Raw genomic sequence first — 12,157 nt, 5'->3', positions numbered from 1 at the left:
TCCTGAGGAGGAGACCGCGGGGGTTCTCCGTCTCTGCGAGGGTGGGATGCCGCGGCTCAGCGCGCGGTGAACACGATGCGACCGCCCGCTCGAGCCGCCGAGCACCCCGGCAGATCGATGGGCCCCTGGCCCGACCAGTCGATCGCCAGACGAGCGACCTCGAGGGTCTGCGATCGGGTCAGGCTCACGCCGAACTCGCTGTCGACCACGAGTCGGATGATGCGGTTGCGGAGAGCGGCGGGGTTCGCGGCGAGTGCGGCGACGCTCACGGAGATCCCCGCCTCGGCGTGCTCGACGATGTCCTCGATCGTCTCGTGGATCATCTCGTCGAACGCCTCGGCGTCTTCGCGCAGCTGCTCGGCGGTGCGCGCGAGCGCCTCGGCGATGCCGGGGCCGAGCTCGGTCTCGAGCACCGGAAGGACCCGGTCGCGCACCCGCACCCGGGCGAACCGATCCTCTGTGTTGTGCGGGTCGTCCCAGACCTCGAGATCGGATTCCGCGCAGAACGCTCGTGTGGTCTCGCGCCGCACCCCGAGCATCGGGCGCACCCAGCGCAGTCCGTCATCGTCCTCTCGCACGGGAGCCATCCCCTGCAGGCTCGCGGCGCCGGATCCGCGTGCGAGACCGAGCAGCACCGTCTCGGCCTGGTCGTCGAGCGTATGCCCGAGGATCACGGCCGCCGCACCGGCATCCGTCGCGGCGTCCTTCAGCACCCGGTACCGCGCGTCTCGCGCCGCTGCCTCAGGGCCTCCGTCAGCGCCGACCTCCACGCGCACGACCAGCGCGTCGAGCCCCAGCGCGGCCGCCGCTCTCGCAGCGCGCGCGGCGACGGCATCCGACCCGTTCTGCAGCCCATGGTCGACGGTGAGCGTGCCCACCCGAAGCCCGAGCTTGGGCGCCTCGAAAGCGGTCGCCGCGGCGAGCGCGAGGGAGTCCGCTCCCCCGGAGAGAGCGACGACGACTGTCGACCCCTCGGGCAGATCGGCGAGCGCGGTGCGCACGGCGAGGCGGATCTCGGCGATGACGGGAGAGAGCGACGGCACAGACCAACGGTAGATCACGGGGACGGATCACCGCACAGCGCTCGCGCTCGACGGGCATCGCGCTCTAGCCTGGCGCCGTGACGGATCACGTGCTGCGGTTCAGGACCGAACGATTCAAGGCGTTCGTCGACGCGGTCGTCGCCATCGCGATGACGCTGCTGATCCTGCCGCTGATGGAGTCCGTGTCCGAGGCCGCCGCCGGAGGTCTGGGCACCGCCGAGTTCTTGCAGGAGCATGCAGGACAGCTGCTGAGCTTCGGGCTGAGTTTCGTCCTCATCGCCAATTTCTGGATGGGGCACCACCGACAGTACGACGAGGTCACGCGGATCACGAGACCGCTTCTCTGGCTCAACGTGGCCTGGATGGCGACGATCGTCTGGCTGCCGGTGCCTACGGCGATGCTCGGTCAGATGGACACCGACCCACTGCAGGTGGTCCTCTACATCGGCACGCTCATCGCCACGCAGATCACCACGCTCGGCGCGCGCATCTATCTGCTGCGGCACCCTGACCTGACGAAGACGCCGCCCTCCCGCATCCGTCACGGTGCCGCCGCCGACATCGCCTCGATCCTGCTCTCGGCGGTGGCGATGCTGCTGGCGATCAGCCTCGGAGGGGCGGGGTACCTCGCCCTGCTGCTGCTCTGGCTCACCGGACCTCTGTCATCGCTCCTGGATCGGCTCTGGACGCGGATCGTTCCTCATCGCGCCGACCAGCCGCCGTCCATCGCATAGCTCGCCCCGGTGACCATCGACGCCTCGTCGCTCGCCAGCCAGGCGACCAGCGATGCCACCTCGTCGGGCTCGATCAGGCGCTTGATCGCGCTTTCGGTCAGCATGATCTTCGCCAGCACCTCGGCTTCAGGGATGCCGTGCACACGCGCCTGGTCAGACAGCTGCTTCTCGACCAGCGCCGTGCGCACGTAGCCGGGGTTGACGCAGTTGCTGGTGACGCCGTGCTCCCCGCCTTCGAGCGCGGTGGCCTTCGACAGTCCCTCCAGCCCGTGCTTGGCCGCGACGTAGGCGGACTTGTAGGGCGATGCGCGCAGTCCGTGCACCGATGAGACGTTCACGATCCGGCCGAACCCGTTCGCGTACATCTCCGGCAGAGCCGCGCGGATCAGCAGGAACGGAACCTCCAACATGAGGGTCACGATCCGTCGGAAGTCCTCGGGATCGAAATCCTGGATCGGGCTGATGTGCTGGATCCCGGCGTTGTTCACCAGGATGTCGACACCGGCCAGCACGTCGGCCAGCCGGTCGTCGGTGACGGCGGCCGGCTCCAGCAGATCGACCACCCAGCTCGAGCCTCCGACGTCGGCCGCGGCGGCCTCGCACTGCGCGCGATCCTTGTCTGCGACCACGACGTGAGCGCCACGCGCGGCCAATGCTCGCACGACCGCCAGGCCGATCCCGCTGGCGCCTCCCGTCACCAGGGCGCGGCGGCCGCTCAGCGACAGACCGGCCGAACCCGGCCGCTCGATGCTTCGCTCGGTCATGCCGCGCTCACCCGGGGAGTGTTCAGCCCGTGCTTGCGTGCATCCGCGTCATCGATGTCGTGCAGGGACACCCCGCGGGTCTCCCTGAGGGTGACCACCGCAACCGCGGTGACGGCGCAAGCTGCCGCGACGTAGATCGCCACCGGCAGCCACGAGCCGAAGTCCTGCAGCAGGGCCGTGGCGATGATCGGCGCGAGCGAGCCCGCGACGATCGAGGTGACCTGGTACCCCAGGGAGACGCCGGAATAGCGCATGCGGGTCGGGAACATCTCGGCCATGATCGCCGGCTGCCCCGCATACATGAGCGCGTGGAAGCACAGACCGATCGTGACCGCCGCGATGATCACGAACGGGTTCTGGGTGTCGAACATCGGGAAGGCGAAGAACGCCCAGCTGGCTCCGAGCACCGCGCCGGCGAGGTAGACGGGCTTGCGTCCCCAGGCGTCCGAGAGCCGGCCGACCTGCGGGATCACGACGAAGTGGATGGCATGCGCGACCAGAAGCGCCAGCAGCAGCTGACTCGTGTCGTAGGCGTGCACCGTCTTCAGGTACACGATCGTGAACGAGACGATGATGTAGTACAGGATGTTCTCCGCGAAGCGCAGGCCCATGGCTCCGAAGATGCCCCGCGGGTACTTGCGCACGACCTCGAGGACTCCGTAGCTCACGGCCTTGTCGGCCTCGACCTGTGCGCGGGCCTCGAGGAAGATGGGCGCCTCGCTGACGTGCCGGCGGATGTAATAGCCGATGACGACGACGATCGCCGAGACCCAGAACGCCACGCGCCATCCCCAGCTCAGGAACTGGTCGGCGGGAAGCGCCCAGGACATGCCGAGCAGCACCAGGGTCGCCAGCAGGTTGCCCACCGGGACGGCGGCCTGGGGCCAGCTCGACCAGAACGCGCGAGACCTGTCGGGGCTCTGCTCGGCGACCAGCAGCACGGCACCGCCCCATTCACCGCCGACGGCGAACCCCTGGATGAATCGCAGGAGCACGAGCAGCGCCGGCGCCCAGTAGCCGATCGAATCGAAGCCGGGCAGGCACCCCATCAGGAAGGTCGCGACCCCGACGAGGATGATGGTGATCTGCAGGGTGTGCTTGCGGCCGAGCTTGTCGCCGATCTGGCCGAACACGATGCCGCCGAGCGGACGGGCGATGAATCCGACCGCGTAGGTCAGGAATGCGGCGATGATGCCGTCGAGCTCGGTGCCGGCGTTGGGGAAGAAGAAGGTGCCGAAGACGAGCGATGCGGCGGTGGCGTAGAGGAAGAACTCGTACCACTCCACCACCGTGCCCACCATCGAGGCGGCCACGATCTTCTTCAGCCCGGATGTTCGGGTCTCGACCTGCGAGTCGGCCGGTTGCTCGACGCCCATGAATGCACTCCTTCGTGTTCTGCAGCGTCCTCGTCGACGGCTGCCTGGCGGGCCGGTATCCCGTCTGCGGGCGGCCTCCGCCAGTATGTGCATGCCCGGCTTTGTGCGCCAATGACCAGTCGAGCAGAGACGGAGTGCACAATTGCAGATGTGACATCTTCCCCGAGTACCTCCGAGCCGCACGCTGACGATCTCCTCATCCTTCTCGCCGTGTCGCGCACCGGTCGCTACACGACTGCCGGCCAGAGCCTGGGTCTGAATCACACGACAGTCTCGCGACGCATCGCCGCATTGGAGAGAGTCCTGGGCGGGCGGGTCCTCGCCCGCAGCTCGGGAGGGTGGGAGTTGACGGACCTCGGGCGTCGGGCGGTGCGCGCCGCCGAGGACGTGGAGACGGCGGTGGCGACGATCCATGAAGGAGAAGCCGAGTCCGATCAGATAGCCGGGGTCGTGCGGATCTCCGCCACCGACGGGTTCAGTGCGTTCGTCATCGCGCCCGCGGTCGCGCAGCTGCGGCGAAAGTATCCGAGACTCAGCGTCGAGATCGTCAACGTCACCCGGCGGGCTCTGCAGTACCGTTCCGGGCTGGACTTGGAAGTGGTGGTCGGAGAACCGCAGGTGCACCGCGCCGAGGCCATCCGACTCGGCTTCTACACCTTGGGCATGTACGCGTCGCACGGGTACCTGGACGAGCACGGGACGCCCGGCGACTCCCATGAGCTGAGCAGGCATCCACTGGTCTACTTCGTCGATTCGATGCTCCAGGTCGACGATCTGGATGCTCCTCGACGACTCGTGCCGGGGATGCCGGATTCGCTCAGCTCGACCAACGTCTTCGTCCATGTCGAGGCCACACGCGCCGGCGCGGGGATCGGCTTCCTTCCGTGCTTCCTGGCCGACGGCCACGCCGATCTGGTGCGGCTCCTCCCCGACGACTTCGCCGAGCGCCTGCCCTACTGGATGGTGCTGCGTCCGGACTCGCTGCGTCAGCCCGCGGTCGCCGCGGTGGCTGCCGCCATCCGCGACCGCACGGCGGCCGTCCAGGATGCGCTGCTCGGCATCGCCCCGCCCGCCGAACGCTGACAGCACCCGTCGAAGGCCCGGCTAGGCTAGTGCGCGGCATCCAACCGTCATTTCTGAGGAGCACACGCATGGGCGCACACGACGCCGTCATCGAGATCCCGCGCGGCAGCCGCGTGAAGTACGAGGTCGACCACGAGACCGGACGAGTGCACCTCGACCGCGTGCTCTACACGACCTTCGGGTACCCCGCCGACTACGGCTACTTCGACAACACCCTCGGCGAGGACGGCGACCCGCTCGACGTTCTCGTGCTCCTCGACCACGCCATCTACCCCGGCGTCGTCGTCGAGGTGCGCCCGGTCGCCGTGCTCAAGATGAGCGACGAGGCCGGCGGAGACGACAAGCTCGTCGCCGTGCTGTCGAAGGACCCCCGTTGGGCCCACATCCAGGACATCGGCGACGTCGCCGAGTACACCAAGAAGGAGATCGAGCACTTCTTCGAGCACTACAAGGACCTCGAGCCCAACAAGTGGGTCAAGGTCGACGCATGGGGCGACGCCGCAGAGGCGCAGCGCATCCTCGACGAGGCGATCGTCCGCTTCGGCGAGCAGGGTCACTGACCCCAGGCTCCGACGAGAAGACCCCCGGTTCCGCTCAGCGGCCGGGGGTCTTCTCGTCGTGGTCGATCTCAGACCGAGACGCCGCGATCCGCGAGGAACGTGATCGGGTTGGTGTACGCGCCGTTGATGTACACCTCGAAGTGCAGGTGGCAGCCGACGGATGCTCCGGTGTTGCCGGCATAGGCGATGACCTGACCGGAGTTGACCCATGACCCGCTGCGGACGGCGAAGCCGCCGTCCCTGATGTGGGCATAGCCGGAGGAGACTCCCCCACCGTGCTGGATGCGGATGTAGTTGCCGTAGTTGCCGCGCGGACCGGCGTAGTCGACGGTTCCGGACTGCGCAGCATAGATCGCCGCGCCGCACCCGTTCGCGAGGTCGACGCCGTAGTGGTAGCCGGAGCAGGCTGCGCAGGGCTTGGGCCGGGGGCCGAATCCGGCACTCCGGTGTCCTCCGTGCGGTCGAACCCAGCCGCCGGAACCCGGCGAGCCGCCGACGCCTCCGCCGCCACCTCCTCCGCCGCCGTTGCCTGCGGCGGCTGCCGCGGCCTCGGCCGCTTCGCGACGCTTGCGCTCCTCCTCCGCGACGCGCACGCCCTCCTTGTACCCGGCCACGGTCGTCGCCGTGGCGTCTTTCAGGGCTGAGAGCTGTGCCTGCATCGTCGCGAGGTTCGCCGACTGCTCGTCGAGCGCAGCCTGAGCGGCGTCCGCAGCGGCCTGAGCCTCGATCATCTTCTGCTCGGCGATCTGCTGCAGGCGATCGCGCTCCGTGCGGGCGACGACAGCCTGATCGGTGAGCTGCTGGGCCGAGTTGCGGGCAGCGACCGCGTTGTCGTGCACCGTCTGGTTGTACTGATAGACCTTGTCCATCGTGCCGAGACGCGAGAGCAGCTGGTCGGCGTTGTCGGCCGAGCCGGCGAAGAACAGCTCGAGGGCGGTGTCGTCGCCGCCATTGCGATACAGCTGCGCCGCGAGCTGGGCCGCCTTCTTCGTGGCGTCATCGGCGGCGACGGCCTGCTCATCGGCCTTCGACTGGAGCTCCTCCGCGACGGCGATGGCATCGAAGTAGGCGAGCTGCGCGGCGTTGTACTCCTCGCCCGCGAGCACGGCCTTGGCCTGCGCATCCGCCACCCGCTGCTTGAGCGACTGGATGAGTCCCTCGATGCGCGTGACCTCCGCTGCCTTCGCGGACTCGTTGTTCATGGCGTTCTGCACGTCGTCCCAGCTGGGGTACGAGGCTGCGTACGCGGCGGTCACTCCTGAGGAGACGCCGAAGGCGCTGAGGGCGACGACGCTGAGCGCGCCGAATGTGAGGGCGCTGCGACGGGTGACCGAACGGTCCTTCCAGAACGCGCGGCTCTCCGCAGGGGTCGGCGCGCAGCCGCAGTCGTCGGACGCCGCCGCAGCAGCATCCGACGTGGAGTGATGGTCGTTCACACGGCCCCTTTCGCCGGTTTCACAGATGCCACACTAACAACTTCTTTCACATCCGCACCAGGGGGCGGACAGCGGGAGAGGGCACAGCGATGTGAGTCCATCGTCCTCCTGAACACGCCCGGGAGACAGCAGGCTCGCCCTCGATTCGCGTTTTGCTCAGATCTTCCCTTATGCTTGAGCGTCGGCAAGGAAGTCCTCCGGGACAGACTTCGGCCCCATCGTTTAGCGGCCTAGGACGCCGCCCTTTCACGGCGGTAGCACGGGTTCGAATCCCGTTGGGGTCACTCCTTCCGGTACAATTGAAAACAAGTATGGCCCTGTAGCGCAGTTGGTTAGCGTGCCGCCCTGTCACGGCGGAGGTCGCGGGTTCAAGTCCCGTCAGGGTCGCTCTAAGCGACGGGCCCTTTTCTTCGAGAAGGGCCTTTCGTCTAGATGCGACAGGTCTAGCCGGTCGCATGGCTCTGTAGCTCAGTTGGTAGAGCGCACGACTGAAAATCGTGAGGTCACGGGATCGACGCCCGTCGGAGCCACAGGGTGATCATTACAGTCACCTTAGGAACCCTCGCCTAGCTTCTACATGGCGGGGGTTTCCGCTTTTCCTGGGCGACGAGACGAACCGCTCTACAGTCCGTTCTCACTCGGTCGGGGATCCGGATCGCGATTGCCCCGCCGTCCAGCTCCCGCCCAGAGGCGATGTGATCAACCGCCTGAGCCTGTCGTTAGTTTCTAGGCGCAACGGGAGTGAACTGATCTGCAGTCCGCGCAAGGAGGCTCGGAGCTCGGAGAATGCCTGCGCAATCCGGTCGCTCGCGGACACGTTCCTCACGCACGAGCCCCTGCGGAAGAGAGACAGAGGCAACCAGCGACATCCCTTCCCAACGGGGAGTCCCAAGACCCGCGAAGATCGTCCGTCCGTCGAGGGTTCGAATCTGCAAGCGCAGCGTGTGCGCGAGAGCCGGCCGTGCTGCCTGCACATGCAAGGACATCTCTCTCTGCCACCGACGCAACAGGACTGCATGCATGTCGCGACCAGCCAGCAGCCGCCGTCCGACAACGACGACAATCATGGCGACGATCAGGAGCACGATCACGTTTCGCGGGGTTTGGAGGAAGAAGGCGAACGGCGTCAGAATCAATGCGATTCCGAGCATCCATCGACCAATGCGCCACAGCCGGGGCGTCTCCCCCGCCCAGTACTGGCGAAGCACGGGGCGCGGATAGGCCATCACTCACCGCCGCGGGACTTCGGAGCGGGCTTCATTTCTGCTGCGCGGAGTGAGTACGCGACACGGGGGCGTCCGCCTGTCTCCTTGACGTACGGGGTGACGGACAACCCCTCGAAGAACACCGGGCGGAACGGGAGACCGTTGGCCTCAGGCGGGGCAGTTGGCTCCGCGATGCTCGCGAGCTTGACGGTGACCTCGTTCTGTCCCTTGCGAGCGTCGGGATCGGCGTCGATTACGCGAACCTGCCACAGAGGGTGACCGGTGTTCTTGTCGAGATCCTGCCCCTGACGCTGTCCGTCGTCCGACCACTTCACGACGGGCTCGACCTCGCCGACCATGAAGGCCCCGCGCGGGAAGTACGCCTCGAAGTTGACTGGGATGGATGTCTGGATTGCCATGGTGTCCTCCTGTTTGAGTTGTGTTCCCGCAACTGCGGGTACAGCTCAAGACTGCGAAGACACCCCGACAGACCTGCCGCGGTTTTCGGTGCTCAGCACCAAAGGAGGCGCACAAGCACCCCAAGATCTCGATCGAAAGGCAAAGAACGATCCTCTTCAGAGGGCGAAAATCTGCCGCAGACTGGCACGGGATTCTCGCGGTAGTCGGCGCGCTCCAGACGAGCGAGCTCCAGACGGGTTCGATCTAGCATCCGGTCGCCGAGCGCGCATCAGTGCTGCGGCAAGTCAGCGCACGACATCAGGTGCATGGGCTGCAGCGTTCGAGCCGGACCTAAGGTGTGAGAACTTTCTTTACTCATTCAAGGCCGGCCTCCGACCGGCGGCGCCACCTGCGGTGCGTCCGGTCCTCGCTACGCTGCGGTCCGGGCGCTCCTCGGCGACGCCACTGTCACGGCGCACCGCACGATATGGTTGGTGCCAATCTGGCCCACCACAAGAATGGCGCAAATGTCGAGCCTCCTCACGCCGTACACCCGACACAAGACCTTCATCTCCTATCACCACGCGGACGAGGCTGAAGTTGCGGCGTTCATCGACTACTTTGACCACGACCGCAACATCCTCATCTCGCGAGGAATCGGTGCATCGATGGCCGGAGATGTGATCAAGAGCACCGACGGCGGGTACATCAAACAACGTATCCGTGATTTGTATCTTCGAGATAGCACGGTGACGCTGGTGCTCATCGGGAAACATACGTGGAGTCGGCAATTCGTGGACTGGGAGGTCGCCGCCTCCCTTCGCAACACATCGACGAGCAAGCGCAACGGGTTGGTCGCGATCACACTGCCATCGATCGCGAGCGTCGCCGGCCGACGGGTTCCCGAGCGAATCGACGACAACGTAGACGGCGAGAGCGGCTACGCACGATGGATGAAGTACCCAAGTTCGTCTCATGCCCTCGCCCAGATGATTGATGACGCGTACGCTAGGCGAACCACACACGCCGACGTCGTCGACAACACGAGACTCCTGTACTCGCGCAACCGTTCGGTTTGACATGAGCACATTGCAGGATTCCGACCTCCCCGCGTTCTTCCGCGAAGCAGATATGGAATCGAACGCAGCGCAGCGCGCAACACTTAGAGCGACTCAAGCACGCCTGGGCGGTGCAGTCGCAGCTGCGGTTGGCGGCGCGTTCAGTCTGACGCTTCACCAGATTGACGTCTGGGCGTGGATTGCCCTCATAGGTTTTCTCGTGGCGTTAATCTCAGAGCTTTTTCTCGCCCTGGCGACGCCAGAGAAACGCTGGTACCAGGCCCGCGCGGGCGCGGAGTCCGCAAAGACTCTAAGTTGGCGGTTCTCAGTCGGAGCAGACCCGTTCTTCTTATCGCTAGGGGATGAGGCTGCGGATTCGCTGTTCCGCCAGAGGGTGATCCAGGTCGCGCGACAAGTAACAGATTCAGTACAGCTACCAAAAGGTGACGCCACAGCACCGTCCGATGGGATGATTGCGCTCCGAAGGTCAAGTCTGGAGAACAGGCGCGTTACCTATCTCCGCGATCGAACACGAGCCCAGCGCGACTGGTACACGGACAAGGCCAAGTTCAATAGATCGCGGGCCGTGTTTTGGAGGGTTTCCCTCATTGCAGCTGAAGTGATTGCGGTTGTCCTCGCAGCTGGTCGAGTTTTCGCCGGCTGGGAGATTGACGTAGCTGGCATACTTGCCGCGCTGATCGGGGCGGGCGCTGCGTGGCTAGCTGTTAAGCAGCACTCAACGCTCCGCGCTGCGTATTCTCTCACTGCTGCCGAACTCGAGCGACAGATGGTCTCAGTTAGGTCCGCGAACTCAGAGGCCACGTGGGCGCAGTCCGTCGCGGACGCGGAAGAGGCGATCAGTCGCGAGCACACTATGTGGCTGGCATCACGAGGCGAAGTCAACGAGGATGTCGGTCGCGCCCAGCTTTAGCCACGCGCTCGAGCGTCAACGCCGACATTCGCCATCTCCCAGTCCCTAGATCACTGGGGGCAAGATTCCGCGAGGGGGTCGTGACGCTGCCTCCCGCGCTTCAAGCAGATATGGTGAGCGCATGGAGACGACGGCCAAGGCCTTTTGGAGCTACGCGCACGCCGACAACACGCGCGAGAACGACCGCATCCTCCGATTGGCGGACCTGGTCCGCTCGGAGTACGAGCTACTGACCGGCACCACAATCGAGATATTCACCGATCGCTCCGAGATTGCTTGGGGTGATGACTTCCGACAAAAGCTGGATCAAGCGCTCCAAGAGACATCATTCTTCATTCCGATCCTCACCCCGACATACTTCCTTCGCGAGGAGTGCCGCAAGGAACTGTCCCAGTTCGTCCGATCGGCCAAAGCTCTAGGACTGCAGCAGTTGCTCATGTCGATTCGATACATCCCCGTCGTGGACCTCACCGAAGAGAGCCCTGATGAGCTCAAAGCGGTAGCTGCTCGCATGCAATACGAGCTCTGGGATGGGATGAGGCTCGTCGACGAGCACTCCGCCGAGCATCGCATCGCAGTAAACCGACTTGCCGCACGACTTGCGCAGCTTGCGACGAGCCTTGAGTCGGAGTCCGGATCTACGCCCTCATCGGGTGCGCTCGGTTCCCAAGCTCCGCTCCTCCCCGCGGAGGACCGAGCTGCTGGAGTGGTTTCGGCGCCGTCCGTATCCGATCCCCTCCTGCCTCAGAACGAGGTAACTACTCCAGCACTCCCCGAAATCGAAGAAGACGATGACGACGATGCGCCAGGCTTGCTCGACCTCGTCGCTGATGCCCAGCCCGCGATGGAGGCTTGGACCGACACGCTATCGAATCTCGGGCCTGTAATCACGGAGTTCAACACAAAAGTTCAGGCGGCAACCGCGCGGATGAACCAGGCGAACACTCGGCCCGACGCATTTGCCCGCAAGATTGTCATTGCGCGCGAACTCGCGGCAGAGGTTGAACCAGAGTTGTCAGAACTGGAACGTCTCTCCAAAGACTATGCTTCTGGGCTCCTGCGTATTGATTCAACGTTTCGTGGCGTCTTCGCGCTCGCTGCCCTGTCACCCGAAGAAGAGGCCGCCGCGGCCAAGTCCAAACTGAAGGACAACCTGAGCGTCCTGGTTCAGACTTCGCGAGAAGCAATGAGCAGTCTCGAAAGCGCAGCTGACGCGGCACGGAACAACGCGAAACTCAGCCGCGACCTCCGCCCCGTTCTGCGTCGCTATGAAACCGCCGTGCGCAACATGGTGGATGGCTCCACCATCATCGAAGAGTGGGAGTCGCTCGACAGTCAATGAACACTCCGATTGTGCCGGTTCTGTGCCGGTAGCTCCACTGAAACCACCCTCAACCAGTCGAGACCAACCACGACGACTTCCGCGGAATCACGCGGCAAACGGCGACCAACGAGCACCCGCTGACCCACGGCATCCAACTGAAAATCGTGAGGTCACGGGATCGACGCCCGTCGGAGCCACAGGGTGATCATTACAGTCACCTTAGGAACCCTCGCCTAGCTTCTAC

At 65.3% G+C, this 12,157-nt stretch carries 11 protein-coding genes and 3 tRNA genes; 9 read left to right on the top strand and 5 right to left on the bottom strand.

The window, feature by feature from the left end:
- Window positions 1-56: 56 nt before the first annotated feature.
- Window positions 57-1,043, bottom strand: a complete 987-nt coding sequence (gene tilS / locus SOM10_RS14760; protein WP_053099371.1) for a tRNA lysidine(34) synthetase TilS — start codon at window positions 1,041-1,043, stop codon at window positions 57-59.
- Window positions 1,044-1,120: 77 nt separating this feature from the next.
- On the opposite strand from tilS, the gene SOM10_RS14755 reads away from it, so the two are divergent.
- Window positions 1,121-1,777, top strand: coding sequence for a TMEM175 family protein (locus SOM10_RS14755; protein WP_320490767.1), 657 nt, complete (start codon window positions 1,121-1,123; stop codon window positions 1,775-1,777).
- Here SOM10_RS14755 and SOM10_RS14750 read toward each other — a convergent pair.
- A complete protein-coding gene (locus SOM10_RS14750; RefSeq protein ID WP_320490766.1) occupies window positions 1,744-2,541 on the bottom strand; it encodes a 3-hydroxybutyrate dehydrogenase in 798 nt (265 codons plus the stop codon). The two genes, SOM10_RS14755 and SOM10_RS14750, sit on opposite strands and share 34 nt — an antisense overlap.
- Entirely contained in the window at window positions 2,538-3,917 is a 1,380-nt protein-coding gene (locus SOM10_RS14745) for an MFS transporter (protein WP_320490764.1), read from the bottom strand. The genes SOM10_RS14750 and SOM10_RS14745 overlap by 4 nt, the downstream gene beginning before the upstream one ends.
- Before the next feature lie 111 nt (window positions 3,918-4,028).
- On the opposite strand from SOM10_RS14745, the gene SOM10_RS14740 reads away from it, so the two are divergent.
- Window positions 4,029-5,000 (top strand): LysR family transcriptional regulator, encoded by a 972-nt coding sequence (locus tag SOM10_RS14740; RefSeq protein ID WP_320490763.1) that lies wholly within the window; start codon window positions 4,029-4,031, stop codon window positions 4,998-5,000.
- Window positions 5,001-5,068: 68 nt separating this feature from the next.
- Window positions 5,069-5,560, top strand: a complete 492-nt coding sequence (locus SOM10_RS14735) for an inorganic diphosphatase (protein WP_053098719.1) — start codon at window positions 5,069-5,071, stop codon at window positions 5,558-5,560.
- 68 nt (window positions 5,561-5,628) lie between these two features.
- Here SOM10_RS14735 and SOM10_RS14730 read toward each other — a convergent pair whose 3' ends face one another.
- Window positions 5,629-6,996, bottom strand: coding sequence for a peptidoglycan DD-metalloendopeptidase family protein (locus tag SOM10_RS14730; protein WP_053098718.1), 1,368 nt, complete (start codon window positions 6,994-6,996; stop codon window positions 5,629-5,631).
- Between the two features lie 211 nt (window positions 6,997-7,207).
- Here SOM10_RS14730 and SOM10_RS14725 point away from each other — a divergent pair.
- From SOM10_RS14725 to SOM10_RS14715, 3 genes are all read left to right on the top strand, one after another.
- Window positions 7,208-7,280, top strand: a tRNA-Glu gene (locus tag SOM10_RS14725).
- Between the two features lie 29 nt (window positions 7,281-7,309).
- Window positions 7,310-7,383 (top strand) — tRNA-Asp (locus tag SOM10_RS14720).
- Between the two features lie 70 nt (window positions 7,384-7,453).
- Window positions 7,454-7,526: transfer RNA gene (locus tag SOM10_RS14715), tRNA-Phe, on the top strand.
- Window positions 7,527-8,221: 695 nt separating this feature from the next.
- Here SOM10_RS14715 and SOM10_RS14710 read toward each other — a convergent pair.
- The gene (locus SOM10_RS14710; protein ID WP_045278962.1) at window positions 8,222-8,620 is read right to left on the bottom strand and encodes a hypothetical protein; all 399 of its coding nucleotides are present in this window, start codon (window positions 8,618-8,620) and stop codon (window positions 8,222-8,224) included.
- 507 nt (window positions 8,621-9,127) lie between these two features.
- Here SOM10_RS14710 and SOM10_RS14705 point away from each other — a divergent pair.
- From SOM10_RS14705 to SOM10_RS14695, 3 genes are all read left to right on the top strand, one after another.
- On the top strand, window positions 9,128-9,679 hold the full coding sequence (locus SOM10_RS14705) for a TIR domain-containing protein (protein ID WP_320490757.1): 552 nt from the start codon (window positions 9,128-9,130) through the stop codon (window positions 9,677-9,679).
- Between the two features lies 1 nt (window position 9,680).
- A complete protein-coding gene (locus SOM10_RS14700; protein WP_320490756.1) occupies window positions 9,681-10,589 on the top strand; it encodes a DUF4231 domain-containing protein in 909 nt (302 codons plus the stop codon).
- A 121-nt stretch (window positions 10,590-10,710) separates the two neighbouring features.
- The gene (locus SOM10_RS14695; protein WP_320490754.1) at window positions 10,711-11,931 is read left to right on the top strand and encodes a TIR domain-containing protein; all 1,221 of its coding nucleotides are present in this window, start codon (window positions 10,711-10,713) and stop codon (window positions 11,929-11,931) included.
- Window positions 11,932-12,157: the final 226 nt, after the last annotated feature.

Origin of the sequence: Microbacterium sp. CFBP9023, from assembly GCF_034045055.1 — a bacterium.
Lineage (GTDB): Bacteria > Actinomycetota > Actinomycetes > Actinomycetales > Microbacteriaceae > Microbacterium.
The sequence above is the reverse complement of the archived record's forward strand: the minus strand, read 5'-3'. Positions and strand labels throughout refer to the sequence as shown.